At 71.1% G+C, this 19,786-nt stretch carries 18 protein-coding genes and 4 pseudogenes; 12 read left to right on the top strand and 10 right to left on the bottom strand.

The window, feature by feature from the left end; genetic code table 11:
* Positions 1–66 precede the first annotated feature (66 nt).
* Positions 67–291 carry a hypothetical protein gene (locus ABD198_RS26850; protein WP_344006615.1) on the bottom strand — a complete coding sequence of 75 codons (225 nt, stop codon included), beginning with the start codon at positions 289–291 and terminating at the stop codon, positions 67–69.
* An 87-nt stretch (positions 292–378) separates the two neighbouring features.
* Here ABD198_RS26850 and ABD198_RS26845 point away from each other — a divergent pair, with 87 nt between their 5' ends.
* Positions 379–1,140 carry a helix-turn-helix domain-containing protein gene (locus tag ABD198_RS26845; protein ID WP_344006613.1) on the top strand — a complete coding sequence of 254 codons (762 nt, stop codon included), beginning with the start codon at positions 379–381 and terminating at the stop codon, positions 1,138–1,140.
* Positions 1,137–1,469, top strand: coding sequence for a PCC domain-containing protein (locus tag ABD198_RS26840; RefSeq protein WP_344006611.1), 333 nt, complete (start codon positions 1,137–1,139; stop codon positions 1,467–1,469). Before ABD198_RS26845 ends, ABD198_RS26840 begins: the two co-directional genes overlap by 4 nt.
* A gap of 182 nt (positions 1,470–1,651) precedes the next feature.
* On the opposite strand, the gene ABD198_RS26835 is transcribed toward ABD198_RS26840, so the two are convergent.
* Both ABD198_RS26835 and ABD198_RS26830 read right to left on the bottom strand, forming a co-directional pair.
* Positions 1,652–1,951, bottom strand: coding sequence for a hypothetical protein (locus ABD198_RS26835; RefSeq protein WP_344006609.1), 300 nt, complete (start codon positions 1,949–1,951; stop codon positions 1,652–1,654).
* Between the two features lie 123 nt (positions 1,952–2,074).
* A pseudogene (locus ABD198_RS26830) lies at positions 2,075–4,261 on the bottom strand (transposase).
* A gap of 281 nt (positions 4,262–4,542) precedes the next feature.
* Here ABD198_RS26830 and ABD198_RS26825 point away from each other — a divergent pair.
* Entirely contained in the window at positions 4,543–5,031 is a 489-nt protein-coding gene (locus ABD198_RS26825; protein WP_344006607.1) for a hypothetical protein, read from the top strand.
* Positions 5,032–5,155: 124 nt separating this feature from the next.
* Positions 5,156–6,109 (top strand): GTPase Era, encoded by a 954-nt coding sequence (gene era / locus ABD198_RS26820; protein WP_167996462.1) that lies wholly within the window; start codon positions 5,156–5,158, stop codon positions 6,107–6,109.
* A gap of 21 nt (positions 6,110–6,130) precedes the next feature.
* Here era and ABD198_RS26815 read toward each other — a convergent pair whose 3' ends face one another.
* The 3 genes from ABD198_RS26815 to ABD198_RS26805 form a co-directional block, all read right to left on the bottom strand.
* Positions 6,131–7,471, bottom strand: a complete 1,341-nt coding sequence (locus tag ABD198_RS26815; protein WP_344006604.1) for a GH1 family beta-glucosidase — start codon at positions 7,469–7,471, stop codon at positions 6,131–6,133.
* A gap of 136 nt (positions 7,472–7,607) precedes the next feature.
* Positions 7,608–7,874, bottom strand: coding sequence for a protealysin inhibitor emfourin (locus ABD198_RS26810; protein WP_344006602.1), 267 nt, complete (start codon positions 7,872–7,874; stop codon positions 7,608–7,610).
* Between the two features lie 21 nt (positions 7,875–7,895).
* Entirely contained in the window at positions 7,896–8,951 is a 1,056-nt protein-coding gene (locus ABD198_RS26805; RefSeq protein WP_344006600.1) for a M4 family metallopeptidase, read from the bottom strand.
* 326 nt (positions 8,952–9,277) lie between these two features.
* On the opposite strand from ABD198_RS26805, the gene leuA reads away from it, so the two are divergent.
* Positions 9,278–10,999: a 2-isopropylmalate synthase gene (gene leuA, locus ABD198_RS26800; protein WP_344006598.1), complete on the top strand. Its 1,722-nt coding sequence runs from the start codon at positions 9,278–9,280 to the stop codon at positions 10,997–10,999.
* A 184-nt stretch (positions 11,000–11,183) separates the two neighbouring features.
* Positions 11,184–11,879: a TerB family tellurite resistance protein gene (locus ABD198_RS26795; protein WP_344006596.1), complete on the top strand. Its 696-nt coding sequence runs from the start codon at positions 11,184–11,186 to the stop codon at positions 11,877–11,879.
* Between the two features lie 14 nt (positions 11,880–11,893).
* Here the strand turns inward: ABD198_RS26795 and ABD198_RS26790 are convergent, their stop codons facing one another.
* Positions 11,894–13,297: an NAD(P)-binding domain-containing protein gene (locus tag ABD198_RS26790; protein ID WP_344006594.1), complete on the bottom strand. Its 1,404-nt coding sequence runs from the start codon at positions 13,295–13,297 to the stop codon at positions 11,894–11,896.
* A 141-nt stretch (positions 13,298–13,438) separates the two neighbouring features.
* Here ABD198_RS26790 and ABD198_RS26785 point away from each other — a divergent pair, with 141 nt between their 5' ends.
* The 5 genes and pseudogenes from ABD198_RS26785 to ABD198_RS26765 all read left to right on the top strand — a co-directional run bounded on the left by ABD198_RS26785 (position 13,439) and on the right by ABD198_RS26765 (position 17,520).
* Positions 13,439–13,813, top strand: a complete 375-nt coding sequence (locus tag ABD198_RS26785) for an ArsR/SmtB family transcription factor (RefSeq protein ID WP_344006592.1) — start codon at positions 13,439–13,441, stop codon at positions 13,811–13,813.
* 251 nt (positions 13,814–14,064) lie between these two features.
* Positions 14,065–14,517 (top strand): SRPBCC family protein, encoded by a 453-nt coding sequence (locus ABD198_RS26780; RefSeq protein WP_344006590.1) that lies wholly within the window; start codon positions 14,065–14,067, stop codon positions 14,515–14,517.
* A 404-nt stretch (positions 14,518–14,921) separates the two neighbouring features.
* Positions 14,922–16,287, top strand: a pseudogene (locus ABD198_RS26775) (MMPL family transporter); the annotation flags it as partial.
* Positions 16,288–16,364: 77 nt separating this feature from the next.
* A complete protein-coding gene (locus ABD198_RS30825; RefSeq protein ID WP_425580562.1) occupies positions 16,365–16,820 on the top strand; it encodes a hypothetical protein in 456 nt (151 codons plus the stop codon).
* A gap of 37 nt (positions 16,821–16,857) precedes the next feature.
* Positions 16,858–17,520, top strand: coding sequence for a response regulator transcription factor (locus ABD198_RS26765; RefSeq protein WP_344006588.1), 663 nt, complete (start codon positions 16,858–16,860; stop codon positions 17,518–17,520).
* A gap of 487 nt (positions 17,521–18,007) precedes the next feature.
* On the opposite strand, the pseudogene ABD198_RS26760 reads toward ABD198_RS26765, so the two are convergent.
* Positions 18,008–18,169 (bottom strand): annotated as a pseudogene (locus tag ABD198_RS26760) (HTH domain-containing protein); the annotation flags it as partial.
* 100 nt (positions 18,170–18,269) lie between these two features.
* Here ABD198_RS26760 and ABD198_RS26755 point away from each other — a divergent pair.
* Positions 18,270–18,665 (top strand): RidA family protein, encoded by a 396-nt coding sequence (locus ABD198_RS26755; RefSeq protein ID WP_344006586.1) that lies wholly within the window; start codon positions 18,270–18,272, stop codon positions 18,663–18,665.
* A gap of 27 nt (positions 18,666–18,692) precedes the next feature.
* Here ABD198_RS26755 and ABD198_RS26750 read toward each other — a convergent pair whose 3' ends face one another.
* Positions 18,693–18,989 (bottom strand): DUF397 domain-containing protein, encoded by a 297-nt coding sequence (locus tag ABD198_RS26750; RefSeq protein WP_344006584.1) that lies wholly within the window; start codon positions 18,987–18,989, stop codon positions 18,693–18,695.
* Positions 18,971–19,719 (bottom strand): annotated as a pseudogene (locus tag ABD198_RS26745) (DUF5753 domain-containing protein). Before ABD198_RS26745 ends, ABD198_RS26750 begins: the two are co-directional and overlap by 19 nt.
* Positions 19,720–19,786 lie beyond the last annotated feature (67 nt).

The following is a 19,786-nucleotide window of genomic DNA, read 5'->3' as shown; positions in this document are numbered from 1 at the left end:
CGAGCCTGCGGGGCGTGTTGCCCTGCAAGGCCCGCCTGCCCGCCCCTGGCCGGGGCGGGAAGCCTGTCAGCCCTGGGTGAGGGTGCGGTGGTCGGCGACGATCCACTCCGTGCCGCCGCCCTGTGGGCGCAGGAAGACCGCGCACTTGATCACGCGCCGGGTGGCGGGGTCTTCCCACTCGCCGATGAACTGCACGATGCCCCGCCGTCCCTGGCCGTCGACGGCCGCGACGCCCTCGGTCAGCCAGTCGGGCAGGCGGCGGTGGGAGACGGGCCGGTGCGTGGTGTTCATGACGCGACCTCCGGTGTTCGGGCTCCCGCAAGGGTGAACCGTGACGAGGCGACCACGGAGGGGCATCTTGGGGGTCATCATGTGCCCATGCCGATCGGACAGTTGATCCGCGATCTGCGATTACTCAAGCCCTGGACGCAAACCCAGCTCGCCGAGCAGCTGGCCATTTGTGCTGGTGACCCCACCGGCGCCCCGGGCCGCGACGCGGTCAAGCGATGGGAGACGGGCAAGGTCATCCCCGGCAGGCACTGGATCGGGCACCTGTCCCGCGTACTGGGCGTCCCTGTCGAACAGTTGGAGGCGGAGGCTACGCTCGACCGCGTGAACCGACGAGCCTTCCTGGGACTGTCCGCCCTGGCCGTCACCCACGGCGCGCTCGCCACCGAGATGGCGGCCAGCATCGCCGGGAGCGACCCGGTCCCCCTGGCCCAAGTGCAGACCACGCACGGCGCGGACATCGTCACCGCGTCGCTGACGGACAAGGCCGCCACGGCGAACCTGCGCCGGTGGATGCTGGACGGCGACGTACCGATCCTGCGCGTCAACGCCGCGGGCATCCTCGCCAAGCTGCCCGGACAGGGGCAGGCCGACCAGGTCGCCCGCGTCCTGGCCCACGACGCCGAGGTCCGCCACCTCTACATGACGGCCGTCACCTCCCGGGTCTGCGCCGTGGACTGGACGACCGCCGGCCGGATCGCCTCCCAGCCCGCCGCGTACGCCCACCGGGCGGACTTCCTCGCCACCCGCTTCGCCAGGGAAGCCCTCAACCCCCGGGATGCTGGCGCCCGCTGGTGCTCCTCGGTCATGCTGCGGGAGCTGAGCCCCATGATCGGACGGAGTCCCGCATGATCGTCTTTGAAGTCCCCGCCGGTGAGCTCGTCGCCGAGCTGAACCGCCAGGCCGCCGAGGCCGGCATCACCGACGCCGCGATCGTCTCCCTGATCGGGGCCGCGGACTCCTTCACCGTCTCGACCATGCCCGAGACCGACGCGCTCAAGGACACCATCACCAAGTACGACCTGCCCGGCGAGATGACCGGCACCGGCGAGATCCGCAACGGCTTCGTCCACCTCCACGTCGTCATGGGCGTCGAAGGCGACCGCGCCATCGCCGGCCACCTCCACGAAGCGCACATCGGCACCCACTTCGCCCGCGCCTACGTCATCCCCGCCACCTGACCCACCCCGCGTCAGGTCCCCGTACCCGGCCCCGGCGCCGCCCTCCCCCCGTGGGGCGCCGCCGGGGCCGACCCGTACTTCGTCCGCGTCCCATCCGGCGTCGCGGTCACCGTCGAGCAGGTCGTTGATCTCGTCCTCGGTGAGGACGTCGCGTGCCTCGTCCATGGCGTTCAGGATGCCGTTCAGTTCGAGGAGGTCAAACGCTCGGCGGCCTTGGCACGGACGACGGGCGCCATGTAGCCGAGGCCGGCGGGGCTCCAGCCCTCCGCATCAGCCGAGTCGGAACCTGCCTGGAGGGCAAAGCCCGCGTCGGCGAGTCGCTGGCCGGCCTCCTCCTGCTGGAAGCTCTCCCAGTCCGGGAGGTCCACGGTGGCCACAACGACGAGGTCCTGATCAAGCACGTTGAGCTGGTACCCGTGCTCGACTCGGCCGTCCTCGTGCGGGTAGCTGTTCGGCGTGCAAACGGCAGTGAGCTCCGACATCGTGACCTCCTGACTCAAGGCGGCCGGGGCAGTTGGGTATTCGGCCGCACCCATCGTGCCGCACGGGGCTGACAGTCCGCGGCTGCACGGTTCGGCCGAACCGTTTCCGAAGTCCTCCGTGCCTCACCCGCCCGACGCCGGGACGTCCTGACTGACCACACCGTCCGCCGCCGATCGGACGGGTTCCGCCTCGGGCGCGGTGCGCGGGCCGGGCACCGTCGCAGCCCGGGCGGTCAGGTCCAGCTCCAGGCGGCTGTTCATGTCCAGCTCGAACCGGCCGTAGGGGTTGACGTGAGTCCAGAACAACGGGGACAGGGCCCGCCGGTCGGCGTCGGTGAGGCGTTCTGCCCACTCGGGGTCGGCGAGGATCTGCTGAAGCAGCAGGGTGTTGACGTGGACCAGAGCGGACTGAAGGAGGTGCAGGGCGAGCATGGACACCTCCTGCGACTCCTTGTCCTTGCCGGTCAGGTCCCCGTCCTTGCCGTAGAACAGGTCCTTGTTCGCGCTGTTCCAGTTCTCCACCACCTGCAAGCCCTCGTGGATCTCCCGGCGCATCTCGGCATCGGCGAGGTAGTCGCAGATGAACGCCGTACGCACCGCCCGTCCCAGCTCCTCGATCGCCCGGTAGGTCGGGTGCTTCGGCCCGCCGCGGGTGAAACGCCGCAGCACCTGCTCGGCCTCGGCCGTCCCCAGCCGCAGCGCGGTGGTGTACTTCACGATCTGGTCGTACTGCTGGCGGATCAGCTCCCAGTCGATGGTGCGGGTGGACAGCACCGGCGCCAGGGTCGGCCAATTGTCGTCCTACCCGGCCGCCGGCCGGTACAGCCGGGAAGAGCCGATGTTCTTCAGCCTCGGCATCAGCTTGAAGTCGAGCATGTGCGCGAAGGCGAACCCGACGATCGAGGCACCGTGGGTGTCGGTGTACTGCCGGTCCACGACCATCTCGGTGCAGTGCCGCAGCACGCCCTCGATCATCGAGGCGACCTCGGAGGCCGAACACGACTTCAGCTGCGAGTAGATGCACACCGACTTCCGCTCGACGTGCCAGTAGATCATCACACCGGGGCCGCGGTAGCGCTGGTGCCACTCGGTCATGAAGTTGCTCGACCAGGCCCCGAACTTGCGGCTGTCGGACGCGCACGCTGTCCCCGTGCCCCACCACGCCTCGTCACGGGCGGCCAAGGTGGCGTTGACCAGCTTCGTCACCGCCGCGCGCAGGTTGTCCCGGTTGACGAACAGGTGCCGCACCCGGCGCAGGACCGCCTCCGACTCGCCGTGTTTGCCGGTGGCCACCACCCGCTTGATGCCCATGTTCGTGCCCAGCGCGAACAGCACCAGCAGCAGTCGGCGCCGCAGCACCTCCCTCGGCAACCGCTCGCTGGTGGCCACCGAGGTGAACTCGCCGGTGAAGCCGGTGTCGAACTCGGCTTCCTTGATGATGTCCAACAGGTCGATGGTCCCCCAGCGCCTCTCCATCTCGGCCTTGACCGCCACCAGGTTCTCCGGCTCCTCCAGCTTCGGCTGGGGAGAGACCTTGATCCACGGCTCGCCGTGCCTGCGGGTGATGCTCACCCCGCCGGTGGTGTCCTGAACCAGCGCCGTCTCCAGCCGGTCCAGGGACGCCCGCAGCCGGCCCTGCAAGGCGGTGATGAACACCTCCGGGTCCTGCGGCTGGCGGATCGCCGCGTAGTGCACGTCCCGGAACGACCGCCCGCCGCCCACCACATCGGCCTCGCCCTCGCCGTCCGCGGACTCCTCACCCGAGATCAGCTCATCCAGCCGGTCCCGGGTCGCCCGCGGCAGCCGCTCCATCGTGGTGCGACAGAACCGCTCCTCGAACGCCCTGATCGCCCGGCCCACCAGGCGGTCGACCTTTGCCGGCGCGGGCGGCTCGATGCGGTCGTTGCGGCAGCGGGCCACCACCGCGGCCACCAGGCGCTCACGCGACAGCTCCACCGGGCACAGCTCCGCGCTCAGCCACTCCGCCAGCGCCGCCTGGTCCTCCTCGGTCGACTCACGGAACTCGTACGCGGCCCGGATCTCCGACCGGTGCCGCGTGATCGCCCGCCCCGCCCAGTCGTACGACGCCCACTCCCCGGCCGGCACCTTCACCTGCTGGGCCACGTACGACACCGCCGGCTCCGGGATCTCCCCGGCGCTCTCCGGGAAACGGGCCTCCACCTCGAAGAACTTCAGCAGCAGAGCGAACCCCAGCCGGTTCGCTCCGGACTTGTTCCGCAGCCGCTTCATGTCGTCTTCGAGCAGCGTCCAGACCTCGATCAGGTCCTCCGGCTCCCACTCCTGCCGCACCCCGGCCTCCTCCGGGTCGTCATGGCATGACCACGGTGACCGCGCAGTACCGGAGAGGGGACGGGAAGATCGAAAACACAGACAAGCACACCCCTGATTTGCTACAGAGAGCTACTTGTCGGGCGGCGGCAGCTATACGAGAACAGGGCCGTTACCAGCGGTAAGTAGGCCAGTTTTCAACCTTGTCGCGCCTCGCCTCGCGCGCATCAATGGGTACCGGCTTGTCTGACGGTCTGTCAGACACCGGCAGTTCCCCCCACACCGAAGGGACCCGGAACCCCATGAGAGTCACCAGAGGCAAGCGCATCGGAACAGGCATCTCGCTGCTGACGGCCGGTCTCGCCGTCACCGGACTCGCCTTCGCACCCACGGCCGCCGCCGTCAGCCCCGGCACCGCGACGATCACCGCCGACTGCGGGAGCTACGGCGACGGCGAGGCCACCCTCACCGCCACCCAGGACGGCACCGCCGCCACCCTCACCCTGCGCACCACCGCGATGACCGCGCCCGTCGCGCTGGGGCAGGACTCGATCGTCTCCACCCTCACCATGACCAAGACCGGCGGCGGCAGCGTCGTCTTCAAGGGCACCAAGAACCCGGCCATGGCGACGGGTGACCCCATCACCGTCGGCCCGCTGTCCGGCACCGTGGCCTCGGGCGACAGCCTGGAGGCCTACGGCGGCTCGCTGAAGATGACCGTGTTCGGCTTCATCACCATCACCTGCACCGCGACCGGCCCCCAGTCGCCGGGACCGTTCGTCTTCGACTGATCCCCGGCGCCGCACCCGGACGGCAGTGTGACGGCAGTGTTCCGGCGGGCCGGACGCCCCGTGGTGTCCGGCCCGCACCGGCCGTGGTGCGGACGGGCTCCGGCGATCAGCGACAATGGTCGCCATGAGCGTTCGTACCCAGTCATCCGAGCAGCCGGCCGACGCCGCGCACCGGGCCGGTTTCGCCTGCTTCGTGGGCCGTCCCAACGCGGGCAAGTCCACCCTCACGAACGCTCTGGTCGGGCAGAAGGTGGCCATCACGTCCAACCGGCCGCAGACCACCCGGCACACCGTGCGCGGGATCGTGCACCGCCCGGACGCGCAGCTGATCCTGGTGGACACCCCCGGACTGCACAAGCCGCGCACCCTGCTCGGCGAGCGCCTGAACGACGTGGTGCGCACGACCTGGGCCGAGGTCGACGTCATCGGCTTCTGCCTGCCGGCCAACGAGAAGATCGGCCCCGGTGACCGCTTCATCGCCAAGGAGCTCGCCGGGATCAAGAAGACCCCGAAGGTCGCGGTGGTCACCAAGACCGACCTGGTGGACTCCAAGGCCCTGGCCGAGCAGCTGATCGCGGTCGACCAGCTCGGCAAGGAGCTGGGCATCGAGTGGGCGGAGATCGTCCCGGTCTCGGCGACCGCGAACAAGCAGGTCGATCTCCTCGGCGACCTGCTCATCCCGCTGCTGCCGGAGGGGCCCGCCCTCTACCCCGAGGGCGATCTGACCGACGAGCCCGAGCAGGTCATGGTCGCCGAGCTGATCCGCGAGGCCGCCCTGGAGGGCGTCCGCGACGAGCTGCCGCACTCCATCGCCGTCGTCGTGGAGGAGATGCTGCCGCGCGAGGACCGGCCCGCCGACAAGCCGCTGCTCGACATCCACGCCAACCTCTTCATCGAGCGCCCCAGCCAGAAGGGCATCATCATCGGCCCCAAGGGCAAGCGCCTGAAGGAGGTCGGCATCAAGTCCCGCAAGCAGATCGAGGCGCTGCTGGGCACCCCGGTCTTCCTCGATCTGCACGTCAAGGTCGCCAAGGACTGGCAGCGCGACCCCAAGCAGCTCAGGCGCCTCGGCTTCTGACCCCGGCCGGCGCCGGACTGGTCACGCGGGCCGGCGCTGGGCGCTCAGGAAGTCCCGGTACCAGGCGTAGGACGCCTTCGGGGTGCGCTCCAGCGTCGCGTAGTCGACATGGACCAGGCCGAAGCGGCGGGCGTACCCCTCCGCCCACTCGAAGTTGTCCATCAGCGACCAGACGAAGTAGCCGCGCACGTCCACGCCGGCCCGGATCGCCTCGTGCAGGGCGCGCAGGTGGCCGTCCAGGTAGCTGATGCGGTCCTGGTCGTCGAGGCCCTCGTAGGAGCAGCCGTTCTCGGTGACGACCACGGGCGGCAGGCGGTCGCCGTAGCGGTCGCGGAAGCCGGTGAGCAGCTCGGTCAGGCCCTCCGGGACCACCGGCCAGCCGAAGCCGGTGCGCGGGCGGCCCTCGATCTCGCGCACCGAGAAGGGCAGTTCCGCCGGCATGCGCACCCCGCCGAAGTCGATCTCGGCGCCCTGCGGTGCGCCCACCTTCGTCGGCGCGTAGTAGTTGACGCCGTAGAAGTCGAGCGGCTCGGCGATGATCTTCAGGTCGTCCGCCGCGCCGTCCGGCATCAGCTCGCCGATGCCCTCCGGGTAGGCGCCCAGCAGGACCGGCTCGGCGAACATGCGGTTCAGCAGCACGTCGTAGAAGTCCGCCGCCTCGGTGTCGGCCGCCTCGGGCGAGGCCGGCCAGGTCGGGCCGTGCGAGTTGGTCAGGCCGACCTCGGCCGCACCGGCCGCGCGCAGCGCCCGTACCGCCAGGCCGTGGGCGAGCAGCTGGTGGTGAGCCACCGGCAGCGCGTCGAACATCAGCCGCTCACCGGGTGCGTGGGTGCCCAGCGCATGCCCGAGCAGGGTGTGCTCGGCGGGCTCGTTGAGGGTGATCCACTGCCGCACACGGTCGCCCAGCCGGCCCGCGACCCGCGACACGTACTCGGCGAAGCGCTCGGCCGTGTCCCGCTCCCGCCAGCCGCCCGCCTCGTGCCGGGCGAGCGGAAGGTCCCAGTGGAACAGCGTCGGCACCGGGCGGATGCCGGCCGCGCACAGCTCGTCCACCAGCCGGTCGTAGAAGTCAAGGCCGCCCTCGCGCAGCACCCTCGGCCAGGACACCGAGAAGCGGTAGGCGTTCACGCCCAGCGCCGCCAGCAGCGCCACGTCCTCGCGGTAGCGGTGGTAGTGGTCGCAGGCCACCGCTGCGGTCGAGCCGTCCTTCACCCGCCCCGGCTGCTCGGTGAAGGCGTCCCACACCGACCGCTCGCGCAGCCCGGCCGCGCCCTCGATCTGGTGGGCGGAGGTGGACACGCCCCACAGGAAGCCGTCGGGGAAGCGGGGGAAGGGATGCGTGGTCGCCATGGCACGGATCATCCGTACCCCGGGTAACGGAAGTCAACGGCCCAGCGGGCGGGCTTCGTTGGGGCTGCGGCACTGGCCCCGGCCCCGTTGCTTCAGGCCCCTTCCTTCAGGCCCCTTCCTTCAGGCCCCTTCCGTCAGGCCCCTTCCGTCAGGCCCCTTCCTTCAGTACCCGGCTGATCAGCCGGCGCTGCTCGTCGGTCAGCCGTGGGTCGGAGCAGTAGACGGTTCTGCCGTCGACCGTGATCTGGTAGCTGAAGCCGTCGGGCACGCCGATGGGCGGGGTGCCCCGGCCGGCGGACATCGCCTGCTCGGCCAGGGCATGCCACTCGTCGGCATCGGCCCGGCCCGAGGTGTCCACCTCGGCCACCCGCTCGATGCCCGCGAAACCGCCGGTGCGTCTCACCTGAATGCGCATGGCTCCGTGTCTAGTACGGAACTACAGGGTCCGCACCCCGACCTGCTCCCAGGCCTTGTTCACCGCGTCCAGCTCCTCGCCGTCGCCGTAGCGGGCGCGGGCCGCCTTCACGGTGAGCGTGGCGAAGTCGCTGAACGACGCGTCCTGCTGCAGCTCGCCGCCGGTGAGCACGTCGTACCAGACCTGTCCGGCCCGCTCCCAGGCGTGCCCGCCGAGCTCGGTGGCAGCGAGGTAGAAGGCGTGGTTGGGGATGCCGGAGTTGATGTGCACCCCGCCGTTGTCGCGGCCGGTGCTCACATAGTCGTCCATGGTCGCCGGCTGCGGGTCCTTGCCGAGGACGTCGTCGTCGTACGCGGTGCCCGGCGCCTTCATGGAGCGCAGCGCCTTGCCGGTGACGCGCGGGGCGAGCAGGCCGGCGCCGATCAGCCAGTCGGCCTCGTCGGCCGTCTGGCCCAGCGTGTACTGCTTGATCAGGGCGCCGAAGACGTCGGAGACGGACTCGTTGAGCGCGCCGGGCTGGCCGAAGTAGGTCAGGTTCGCCGTGTACTGGGTGACGCCGTGGGCGAGCTCGTGGCCGATGACGTCGATGGGGATGGTGAAGTCCAGGAAGATCTCCCCGTCGCCGTCCCCGAAGACCATCTGCTCGCCGTTCCAGAAGGCGTTGTTGTACTCGCGGTCGTAGTGCACGGTCGCGTCCAGCGGCAGTCCGTTGCCGTCGATCGAGTCGCGCCCGTAGCCCTTGAGGAACAGCTCGAAGGTGGCGCCCAGGCCCGCGTAGGCACGGTTGACGGTGGCGTCCTTGCCGGGTTCGCCGCCCTCGCCGCGGACCTTGCGGCCGGGCAGGTCGGTGCCGTTGCGGGCGTCGTACACCGTGCGGTGCGGCTTGCCGGGCTCGGCCGCGGCGAGCGGGGCGACGCCCCGGGCGCCGACGACGGTGGTCAGGCGGCGCTGGGTGCGCTCGTAGGCGTCGCGCTGGAGGGTGCGGCGTGCGGGACCGGCGAGGACGGGGTCGTCGGCCTGGGCGAGCCGGTCCAGGACGTGCGGCGGAACGATGGTGCAGAAGACGGGCCTGGTCATGGCGGCACGATGGCACTGTGTGACGCCGATGTCACGTCCTGCAACCATGATTGGTGAATTGTGCGGGCATTCCGCCGCCGAGCCGCGGGGCGAAGTGGTATGCGGCATGTTTGTCCTGTTCATCCCTCCCGTCCCGCATACTGATACATGCCCCCGCACCAAGCGCGGCTCGGTTAAGCTGCGGAGCACCATGCGTTTCGGGCTGCTTCTCCTTAGCTGCCGCGGCGAGGGCCTGTAGTCGAGGCCGACCCCCTCCCCGCGGAGTTTGGCGCTGCGCCGTCGGCCGTCCATCCGGACCCCCGCGGACCATCGAGGAGCCCCAGGAAATGGCAAACCGCCAGCAGCCCAGCCCCATGCCGATCCACAAGTACGGCCGCTACGAGCAGGTCGACATCCCCGACCGCACCTGGCCCAACAACCGGATCACCAAAGCCCCGCGCTGGCTGTCCACCGACCTGCGCGACGGCAACCAGGCCCTGATCGACCCCATGTCGCCCGCCCGCAAGCGCGCGATGTTCGACCTGCTGGTCAAGATGGGCTACAAGGAGATCGAGGTCGGCTTCCCCGCCTCCGGCCAGACCGACTACGACTTCGTGCGCTCCATCATCGAGGAGCCCGGCGCCATCCCGGACGACGTCACCATCTCCGTACTGACCCAGGCCCGCGAGGACCTGATCGAGCGGACCGTCGAGTCGCTGCAGGGTGCCAAGCGGGCCACCGTCCACCTGTACAACGCCACCGCCCCGGTCTTCCGCCGGGTCGTCTTCCGCGGCTCCAAGGACGACATCAAGCAGATCGCCGTCGACGGCACCCGCCTGGTGATGGAGTACGCCGAGAAGCTGCTGGGCGACGAGACCGAGTTCGGCTACCAGTACTCGCCGGAGATCTTCACCGACACCGAGCTGGACTTCGCGCTGGAGGTCTGCGAGGCGGTGATGGACGTCTGGCAGCCCGGCCCCGACCGGGAGATCATCCTGAACCTGCCGGCCACCGTCGAGCGCTCCACGCCCTCCACGCACGCCGACCGCTTCGAGTGGATGCACCGCAACCTCTCCCGCCGCGAGTACATCTGCCTGTCGGCCCACCCGCACAACGACCGCGGCACCGCCGTCGCCGCCGCCGAACTGGCGGTGATGGCCGGCGCCGACCGCGTCGAGGGCTGCCTGTTCGGGCAGGGCGAGCGCACCGGCAACGTCGACCTGGTCACCCTGGGCATGAATCTGTTCTCCCAGGGCGTCGACCCGCAGATCGACTTCTCCGACATCGACGAGATCCGTCGCACGTGGGAGTACTGCAACCAGATGGAGGTCCACCCGCGCCACCCGTACGTGGGCGACCTGGTCTACACGTCCTTCTCCGGCTCCCACCAGGACGCCATCAAGAAGGGCTTCGACGCCATGGAGGCTGAGGCCAAGGCCAAGGGCGTCACCGTCGACGACCTGGAGTGGGCCGTGCCGTACCTGCCCATCGACCCCAAGGACGTCGGCCGCTCCTACGAGGCGGTCATCCGGGTCAACTCGCAGTCCGGCAAGGGCGGTATCGCCTACGTCCTGAAGAACGACCACAACCTGGACCTGCCGCGCCGGATGCAGATCGAGTTCTCCAGGATCATCCAGGCGAAGACGGACGCCGAGGGCGGCGAGGTCACGCCGCAGGACATCTGGGAGATCTTCCAGGACGAGTACCTGCCCAACCCGGACAACCCCTGGGGCCGCATCCAGGTCAGGAACGGGCAGTCCACCACGGACCGGGACGGTGTGGACACGCTCACCGTCGAGGCCACCGTGGACGGTCAGGACACCGTGCTGACCGGCACCGGCAACGGTCCGATCTCGGCCTTCTTCGACGCGCTGCAGTCCATCGGCATCGACGTACGCCTGCTGGACTACCAGGAGCACACGATGAGCGAGGGCGCCTCCGCGCAGGCCGCCTCCTACATCGAGTGCGCCATCGGCGACAAGGTCCTGTGGGGCATCGGAATCGACGCGAACACCACGCGCGCCTCGCTGAAGGCGGTCGTCTCGGCCGTCAACCGCGCGGCCCGCTGAGCAGCCGGTTCGCGGGATCTGCGGGCTCCGTCCGCCTTTCGGGGCGGGCGGAGCCCCGTCGTATACCGGCCAACTCGTTGTAGAGGTCACGGAAAGGTCTCGTCCGGGGTGCTGACTCCGCCCGGAGGATGTGGCTAACATCACGCAAGCGCGGCGACGATGCTGTGGCTGATGGAGGTGTGACGTGCTGCCAGGACGGGGACCGAACGGCCGTGCCGCCGCGCTTGCGCGCCTTCTCGGCACCCGCATCGCCTGGACGCCGGTCGGTGACGGGGAGTTCTTCTGCCCCGGCTGCGGCGGCGACCGCAACTACCAGCGCCTCGCCGGGCATCGCCGCTTCTGTCTGCTGGGTGTGCCGGTGCTGCCGCGCGGCGAGACCGGCCCGGTCGTCGAGTGCGCCGCCTGCCGCCGCCACTTCGGCACCGACGTCCTCGACCACCCGACCACCACCCGCTTCTCCGCGATGCTCCGCGACGCCGTGCACACCGTCGCCCTCGCCGTGCTCGCCGCCGGCGGCACCGCGTCCCGCGCCGCCCTGGAGACCGCCACGGCCACCGTCCGCGCGGCCGGCTTCGAGGACTGCACGGAGGAGCAACTCGCCTCACTCGTCGACGCGTTGGCCGCCGACACCGGCCGCATCACCGGCGAGCCCTGCGCGGCCGGCCTCGCCATCGAGCTGCACGAGGCCCTCGACCCGCTCGCCCCGCACCTCGCCGCCCCCGGCCGCGAATCGATCCTGCTGCAGGCCGCCCGCATCGCCCTCGCCGACGGCCCCTACACCCCCGCCGAACGCGACACCCTCGCCACCGTCGGCGCGGCCCTGACCATCTGCACCGACGACATCACCCGCCTCCTGGAATCGGCCCGCACGCCGTCGTGACACGCCGCCGCTGATCACGTTCCGCAGCAGCCGCCCGCAGAAGGCTGTTCGGTGACCGTCGGGACTCGTCCCGGAGCGTCGAGCCGGACGACCTGCGGGGCGGGCGCACAACAGCGGCCGCCTTCGGACTCCTGTGCCTCGGGGGTGTCGAACAGGCCCGCGCCGCCGCAGACTCCCGTCTCGGGGAGCGTCAGTTCCACGCGGTCGGCGGACTCCAGGTCACCGGCGATCGCCGCGGCGACGGAGCGGACCTGCTCGTAGCCGGTCATCGCCAGGAACGTCGGGGCGCGGCCGTAGGACTTCATCCCGACCAGGTACACGCCCTGCTCGGGATGGGCGAGTTCGCGGTGGCCGTGGGGGTGGACGGTGCCGCAGGAGTGCTGGTTGGGGTCGATCAGCGGGGCCAGGGCGACGGGGGCCTGCAGGCGTTCGTCGAGGCGAAGGCGCAGCTCGTCCAGGAAGGACAGGTCGGGCCGGAAGCCGGTCAGCACGATCACCTCGTCGACCGGGTCCAGCCGGCGGCCGTCCTCGCCGGCCAGGATCAGACGGCCGTCGGGGTCGCGTTCGATCGCCTCGGTGCGGAAGCCGGGGACGGCGTCCGCGTGGCCCTCGTCGACGGCGGCCTTCGCCGCCAGGCCCAGGGCGCCGCGGGCGGGGAGCTGGTCGGCCTCGCCGCCGCCGAAGGTGGAGCCCGAGATGCCCCGGCGCAGGATCCACATGGCCTTCGTCCCCCTGCCGTCCTCGGACTTGGCGAGGTCGGCCAGATACACGAGTGCGGTGAAGGCGGAGGCGCCGGAGCCGATCACGGCGATGCGCCTGCCCGCGTACCGGGCGCGGACCGCGGCGTCCTTCACGTCCGGGACTCGGTAGGTGATCCGGTCCGCGGCGGCCTTCTCGCCGAGCGCGGGCAGTCCGCTGCCGCCGGCCGGGGACGGTGTGCTCCAGGTGCCGGAGGCGTCGACGACAGCACGGGCGAGCAGGCGTTCCTCACGTCCGCCGGCGTGGGCGACGTGCACGACGAACGGCTGCCGCTCGCGGTCCGCGTCCACGATCCTGTCCCGGCCGGCCCGGGAGACACCGGTGACGCGAGCGCGGTAGCGCACACGCTCGCCCAGGGTGTCCGCGAGCGGCTGCAGATAGCGCTCCGCCCAGTCGCCGCCGGAGGGGTAGCCGGCCGGGTCTGGGCGTGACCAGCCCGTGGGGGCCAGGAGCTTCTCGGCGGCGGGATCGACCACCTCGCCCCAGGTGGAGAAGAGACGCACATGCGACCACTCGCGCACCGCGGCCCCGGCGGCGGCCCCCGCCTCCAGGACCAGCGGCTCGATGCCCCGGTCGACCAGGTGAGCGGCGGCGGCCAGACCCACGGGTCCGGCCCCGATCACCACGACGGGCAGCTCTGCGTTGACGGGCGCGTTCACGGCGACTCCTCGCGTACTTCGACATCTGTCGATGCCTGCGCAGCCCAGCATGGCACCTGTATTGATGAGCGTCAACATAGACAGTCATCGAAGTGAGGCGGGGCTCGGTGATGCTGCTTCGACATGTGTCAACATAGACGCATGTCGAACGCGAAGGTGCTGCCGCTGCTCGAGCCCGCCGATGGCCAGGGTGTGGTGCCGTGCTGCCCGCCGCTGACCGAGCGCCCGATGACCGCCGAGGAGGCCGAGACGGCCGCGCGGATGTTCAAGGCGCTGGGTGATCCGGTCCGGCTCCGGCTGTTCTCCGCGGTGGCCTCGCACGAGGGCGGCGAGGCCTGCGTGTGCGACATCTCCGACGTCGGTGTCTCCCAGCCCACGGTGTCCCACCACCTGAAGAAGCTCAAGGAGGCCGGCCTGCTCACCTCGGAGCGGCGCGGGACCTGGGTCTACTACCGGGTCGAGCCGTCGGTGCTGGCCGCGATGGGCAGGCTGCTGGTCCCGTCGGCCGCCGCCTGAGCCCTGCGGGCGGAGAGAGCGATCACCCTGGGCGGCCCTGACCATGTGCACCGACGAGGTGACCTGCCTGCTGGAGGCGGCCCGCACCCCGTCCTGACCTGGCGCCGATGGTGCGCGGCGGCCTCGGCGGTAGTCTGGAGGTACACGCGCCCGTCGGCGTGTGCCGGCTGCCGGGCCCGCGTGCAGCGGGCTGCGGCCCGCCCATCGCCGGCGCGTGGCGCCTCCCGGCCCGCTCTCCCGAGGAGAAGCGTATGAGTACGCAGTTCGAGGCCGTCATCGACATCGACCGCCCCATCGAGGAAGTGTTCGCCTACCTCGCGGACGGGCGGCACGACCCGGAGTTCAGCCCGCGTGTTCTGCGGATCGACAAACGGCCGGAGGGCGCGACGCAGGTCGGGACCGTCTTCCACAGCACCGTCAAGGACGCCGGGATGAAGTCCGAGCGGGACTTCGAGATCAGCGAAATGACCGCACCCACACGGGTCCGCTGGCGGGAGGTGTCCCACAACACCATCACTGCCCGCGAGGGTGGTTACGACCTGGAGCCGACGGCCGACGGCGGCACCCGGGTGCGGCTGTTCAACGTCCTCGAAGGCCATGGCGTGGGCAAACTGCTGCTCCCGCTCGCCGCCGGCGCGGCGCGCAAGGACGCACCCGCGTTCGGCCGGCGGATCAAGGCCGCGGTCGAGGCCTCGGCAGCCTGACCCGAAGCCCTGACCCGAAGCCCTGGCCCGGCGGCCCGGCCCCGGGCCACCGCATTCCCGCACCGCAGGCCCCCGCCTGCTCCCCCGGGAGTAATCCCGCCGTAGCGCCACCCCCCGCAGTACGCCCCGGCTCGGCCCCACGCCCGACGCGCCACCCCCCCCGCGCACCGGGAGTCTGGTAGCGACCCAGACACCGGACCTGAGGGAGATCGTCTGATGGAGGCCGCAAGGACAGGCACACGGCCTCGGCGTGCCGTGCCGTGGATGGTGGTCGGCCTGTGGCTGGCCGCGCTCGTGGTGCTCGGGCCGCTCGCCGGCAAGTTCAGCGACGCGCAGCAGAACCGCGCCGTCGACTATCTGCCCGACAGCGCCGACTCCACTCAAGTGGCGCGCATCCAGGACCAGTTGCCGGGCGGGGAGGCCACGGACCTGGTCTGCTGGTCTCCCGCTACCGCGAGGAACTCCGCCGCCACGAGCGGCCGTACGACGCCATGCGCACCGCCCTGCGCGGCTGCGGACCCGCGATCCTCGCCTCCTCCGGCACCGTCGCCGCCGGACTGCTCTGCCTGCTCGCCGCCGACCTCAACTCCAGCAGCGGCATGGGCCCGGTCGGCATGGTCGGCGTGCTCGCGGCGCTGGTCGCGATGACGACGCTGCTGCCCGCCGTCCTGGTCCTGCTGGGACGCCGGGTGTTCTGGCCGCTGATCCCCGCTTACGGCAGCGAACCCAAGGCCCGGCGCTCGCTGTTCGCCGTCATGGGGACTTCGGCCGCCCGGCGTCCCGCGGCCGTCCTCACCGGCGGTGCCGTGCTGCTCGGCGCGCTCGCCCTCGGCACCCTGGGCCTGTCCGGCGACCTCAAGCAGGAGGACTCCTTCACCGACCGGCCCGAGTCCATCGCCGCCATGCGCACCCTCGCCGAGGAGTACCCGGAGCGCAGCAGCCGCCCGGTGACGGTGATGGCTCCCGACGGTCGCGCGGACACCGTGCTCGAGCAGGCCCGCGCCACCACCGGAGTCGCCGAGGCGGCCGCCGGGCGCAGCGGCGGTGGCTGGACCGAGATCTCCGTCTTCCCCACCGCCGCACCCGAGTCGGCCGGCGAGACGAGGACCATCGAGGCCCTGCGCGACGCGGTCCACGACGACGGCGCCCACGTCGGCGGGCCCAGCAGCTCGACCTCGCCGCCAGCGAGGCCCGCGACCGCAAGGTGATCGTGCCGCTGGTCCTGGCCGCCGTGTTCGTCATCCTGGTCGCCCTGCTGCGCAGCCTGGTCGCGCCGCTGCTGCTGCTCGCCGCGGTGGTCGCGGTGTGAGCGCGGCCCTCGGCATCGGCGGACTGGTCTTCGAGCCGCTCTTCGGCTTCGAGGGCACCGACTCCGGACTCGGACTGCTGTCCTTCGTCTTCCTGGTCGCCCTCGGCGTCGACTACGGCATCTTCCTGATGCACCGGATGCGCGAGGAGTCCGTGAAGGGCGCCGGACCGGAGGCCGCCGCGCTCACCGCGCTGCGCACCACCGGCGGGGTCATCGCCTCCGCGGGCATCGTGCTCGCCGCGACCTTCGCCGTCCTCACCACCCTGCCGCTGGTCCCGCTGGTGGAGCTCGGCTTCGTCATCGCCGTCGGCGTCCTGCTGGACACGTTCCTGGTGCGCACCTACCTGGTCACCACCGCGAGCGTGCTGCTGCGCCGCCGCATGTGGTGGCCGGGCCGCCTCTCCCGGGCCCCGCACCCGGCCGAGCCCGAGGAGCAGCAGCGGCAGCCCGAACCGGTGTGATCCCCAGGCAACACCGCCGGCCGCTCCCGGCGCCCCTCCCTCCCGGAGGGGCGCCCCCGTCCCCGAGGATGGACCCCGTGACCGCCGTGCAGGAACCGACCACCGCGGCCCCCGCACCGGGGCCGCCGCCCCCGCGTCCCCGTCTCGCCGAGCGGATCATCGCGGCCATCAACCGCGACCCCCTGACCGCTCCGCACGCCGCGCGCAACGACGCCCTGCTCGCCCTGGCCACCGCCACCCACGCGATCCTGGTGGCCCTGCTCACCGACGAGGGGCGCCGGCCCGACGCGCTCGGCTGGACGCTGCTGCTCGCCGCCCAGGTCCCGCTGGTGTGGCGGCGCCGCCGGCCGATGCTGGTGCTGTTCGCCGTGGTCGCCCTGATCGGCCGGCCGGACCGACGCCCGGCGGCACGCGCGGATTCGGCCTGGTCGGCATGCGCGAGCGCGCCCGCAGCGTCGGCGGCACCTTCGACGCCGGGCCCCGTGAGGGCGGCGGCTTCCGGGTCACCGCGACCCTGCCGCTGGCACCCCTGACCACCGCTGACACCGCCGAGCCGACCCGAGGACATCGATGACCATCCGTGTGCTGCTCGCCGACGACCAGACGCTCGTCCGGGAGGCCTTCGCGATGCTCGTCGAGTCGGCCCCCGACATGGAGGTCGTCGGCCAGGCCGCCACCGGCCGCGAGGCCGTCGAGCTGACCCGGGCCCGCCGGGCCGACCTCGTCGTCATGGACATCCGGATGCCCGACCTGGACGGCATCGAGGCGACCCGCCGCATCGCCGCCGACGACGACCTCGCCGGGGTGAAGGTCCTGGTCCTCACCACCTACGACACCGACGAGAACATCGTGGACGCGCTGCGCGCCGGCGCCTCCGGCTTCCTGGTCAAGGACACCCGGCCCGCCGAACTGCTCGACGCCATCCGCACGGTGGCCGCCGGGGACGCCCTGCTCTCACCGGGCCCCACGGCCCGGCTGATCGAACGGTTCCTGCGCAACCCCGCCCCGCCGGTCGCCGCCGGCCCCGAGTGCCTGTCGAGCCGGGAGCGCGAGGTCCTCACCCTGGTCGCACGGGGCCTGAACAACACCGAGATCGCCGAGGCGTTGGGGCTGAGCCCGCTCACCGCGAAGACCCACGTCAGCCGCATGATGGGCAAGCTCGGCGCGCGGGACCGGGCCCAACTGGTGATCGTGGCCTACGAGTCGGGCCTGGTGGCACCGGGCTCGCGGTGAGCGGGGGCGCGGGTCACAGCGGGTGGCACAGCCACCGTTGAATCGTGGCGATGATGCTGCCGGGCAGCGTGCTGAGGCTGTCGATGGCCTCACGGTCCTCGGGCCGGGGCGGGATGCCGGCGGCGGTGAGGGCGGCATGCAGCTCCAGACGGCGGCGGTCGCGCGGGTCGATGGTCAGGCCGAAGTCGACGCGGTCCGCCGGGTTCGGCGGGGGCAGCAGGTAATCGCTGTCTTGGTACTCGAAAAAGGTCGTGGCGGTCATAACGGTCTCCTTATAAAGGGAAGTCGATTGTGCTGGAGAAGAGGCCGCGACGGGGCGGGACCGTTGCGGCGAACGCCAAAGGTCATGCCAAAGGAGCCTTCGACAGTTCATCGTCCGGTCCGACGAGCGGCGTGGCGGGCGGTGCCCGGCGGCGACTTTCGGCGCGCTGCCGTAGACCGATGGCCGACAGCGGACGGACGCCCGGGTCGGCCACGGTGGCGGTATCCCGCGCTCGGCGAAGACCGGGACACCGACCGCGGACAGGGCCTCGATGTCCCGCAGCACGGTGCGGGTGGACACCTCCAGCTCCCGGACCAGGGCGGTCGCCGTCAGCCGGCCGCGCTGACGCAGCAGCAGCACCAGTGAGATCAGGCGGTCGGCACGCATGCCGAAGACGCTGGCGAATACGTGACGGAGGGTGTCGTGCTTTGCCGGGAGGCTTGTCGGCGTACGAAGAAGCCGTGAGCTGAACGGAGTTGATGCGGTGATGGAGCGCACGACGGTGAACCCGTGGGCGTGGTCGGTCGGGTTCGGTTACAGCCAGGGGCAGGTCGTCTCCGGGCCGCACCGGACCCTGTACTGCTCCGGGCAGGCCGCGATGGACGGGGACGGCAAGCCGCAGCACGCCGGTGACATGGCTGCGCAGCTCGCGTTGTCCGTGGACAACTTGGAGGCCGTGCTGGCCGAGGGCGGCATGTCCCTGGGCGACCTCGTCCGGCTCACCGTCTACACCACGGATGTGGACCAGCTCTTCGAGCACTACGGGGTGCTGGCGGCACGCCTGGGCGCGGCAGGGGTGGCCCCGGCGATGACAGTGCTCGGGGTGACGCGGCTGGCCCTTCCCGACCTGATGGTCGAGATCGAGGGCACGGCGGTCGCATAGCCGGTGCGGGGGCCGCGGCGGTGGCTCCTACTGGGGTTGCCTCGCGCCGTCGGCGGCCCCGACGGTACGTATGAACGCCGTCCACGCAGCCGACCCCACGACGACCACGGGACCGTCGGTCACTTTGCTGTCCCGGACCGGTACGACGCCGGGGACTCCGTCGGCGACTTCGAGGCAACTCCCTCCGTTGCCGTCGCTGTAGGTGCTCTTGCGCCAGCGGGCGGCGCCCGGGAAGTCGTAGGCGACTTCGACGCACTCGCCGCCGTTGCCGTCGCTGTATGAGCTCTTGCGCCAGCGGGCGTTGCTTAGCTCGTACTCGCGCATCGTCTGAAGTCCTCTGCTGCCGACTCGATCAGTCCCAGGGACGCCTCCGGCGGGAGCGCGGCGGCCCTGATCAGATCGTAGGTCTCGGTCGCACGCTTGACCACAGCCGGATCGTCCAGCAGATTTCCCGAATACACCGCTTCTGTATAGGCAGTTGGCGGCGCGTCGTCGAACTCCATGAGCCTCAGCGTCCCGTTCATGACCGAGTACGCGCCGACCTTGTACGGCAGCACCTGCACCACCACCGCTCGCCCCCGCGTGAGCGCCGCCACGTGCTCAAGTTGCCGGACCATGGCCACCGGCCCACCGACCGGGAGGCGTACCACGTTCTCGTGGAGGACGACCCAATAGATCGGGCGTGTCGCGTCTTTGAGGAGGCGCTGGCGCTCCATTCGGCCGGACACCTTGTCTTCGATGTACTCATCTGGAGCGAACGGGTTCATCGCCAGCGTGACTGACCTCGCATACTCCGGCGTCTGCAGCAGCCCCGGCACAAGCGCGGGTGCGAAGTCGCAGATCTTTGTCGCCAGCGCCTCCAGCTCCGCCGCCTTGGCGAAGTAATCCGCATACCGCCGATCATCAATCAGCTTCCTGCACAGCCGCTCGAAAATACCATCGGTTTGCAGCACTCGTCGATCCGCTGGGCCACATCCAATTGCGGCTTCCGAATCGCCTGTTCGAACTGGCCGATATAGCCGCCGGAGACAAAGACCCGCGCCCCCAGGGCGATTGCAAAGTCGCGGTGACGTCGTGAGTGTGCAGGTCACGGCGGTGTGACGATATCGGAAGGCCCGCGA

Source organism: Streptomyces thermocarboxydovorans (assembly GCF_039524635.1).
GTDB classification, from domain to species: domain Bacteria; phylum Actinomycetota; class Actinomycetes; order Streptomycetales; family Streptomycetaceae; genus Streptomyces; species Streptomyces thermocarboxydovorans.
This window is presented reverse-complemented; position numbering and strand designations above follow the sequence as displayed.

What these genes read in the sequence shown, in the direction of transcription:
- ABD198_RS26785 (WP_344006592.1), top strand. Translation starts at nt 13,439, where the DNA reads ATGTCGAACGCGAAGGTGCTGCCGCTGCTCGAGCCCGCCGATGGCCAG.
- leuA (WP_344006598.1), top strand. Translation starts at nt 9,278, where the DNA reads ATGGCAAACCGCCAGCAGCCCAGCCCCATGCCGATCCACAAGTACGGC.
- ABD198_RS26845 (WP_344006613.1), top strand. Translation starts at nt 379, where the DNA reads ATGCCGATCGGACAGTTGATCCGCGATCTGCGATTACTCAAGCCCTGG.
- era (WP_167996462.1), top strand. Translation starts at nt 5,156, where the DNA reads ATGAGCGTTCGTACCCAGTCATCCGAGCAGCCGGCCGACGCCGCGCAC.
- ABD198_RS26765 (WP_344006588.1), top strand. Translation starts at nt 16,858, where the DNA reads ATGACCATCCGTGTGCTGCTCGCCGACGACCAGACGCTCGTCCGGGAG.
- ABD198_RS26825 (WP_344006607.1), top strand. Translation starts at nt 4,543, where the DNA reads ATGAGAGTCACCAGAGGCAAGCGCATCGGAACAGGCATCTCGCTGCTG.
- ABD198_RS26835 (WP_344006609.1), bottom strand. Translation starts at nt 1,951, where the DNA reads ATGTCGGAGCTCACTGCCGTTTGCACGCCGAACAGCTACCCGCACGAG.
- ABD198_RS26815 (WP_344006604.1), bottom strand. Translation starts at nt 7,471, where the DNA reads ATGATCCGTGCCATGGCGACCACGCATCCCTTCCCCCGCTTCCCCGAC.
- ABD198_RS26850 (WP_344006615.1), bottom strand. Translation starts at nt 291, where the DNA reads ATGAACACCACGCACCGGCCCGTCTCCCACCGCCGCCTGCCCGACTGG.
- ABD198_RS26780 (WP_344006590.1), top strand. Translation starts at nt 14,065, where the DNA reads ATGAGTACGCAGTTCGAGGCCGTCATCGACATCGACCGCCCCATCGAG.
- ABD198_RS26750 (WP_344006584.1), bottom strand. Translation starts at nt 18,989, where the DNA reads ATGCGCGAGTACGAGCTAAGCAACGCCCGCTGGCGCAAGAGCTCATAC.
- ABD198_RS26810 (WP_344006602.1), bottom strand. Translation starts at nt 7,874, where the DNA reads ATGCGCATTCAGGTGAGACGCACCGGCGGTTTCGCGGGCATCGAGCGG.
- ABD198_RS26840 (WP_344006611.1), top strand. Translation starts at nt 1,137, where the DNA reads ATGATCGTCTTTGAAGTCCCCGCCGGTGAGCTCGTCGCCGAGCTGAAC.
- ABD198_RS26755 (WP_344006586.1), top strand. Translation starts at nt 18,270, where the DNA reads ATGGAGCGCACGACGGTGAACCCGTGGGCGTGGTCGGTCGGGTTCGGT.
- ABD198_RS26805 (WP_344006600.1), bottom strand. Translation starts at nt 8,951, where the DNA reads ATGACCAGGCCCGTCTTCTGCACCATCGTTCCGCCGCACGTCCTGGAC.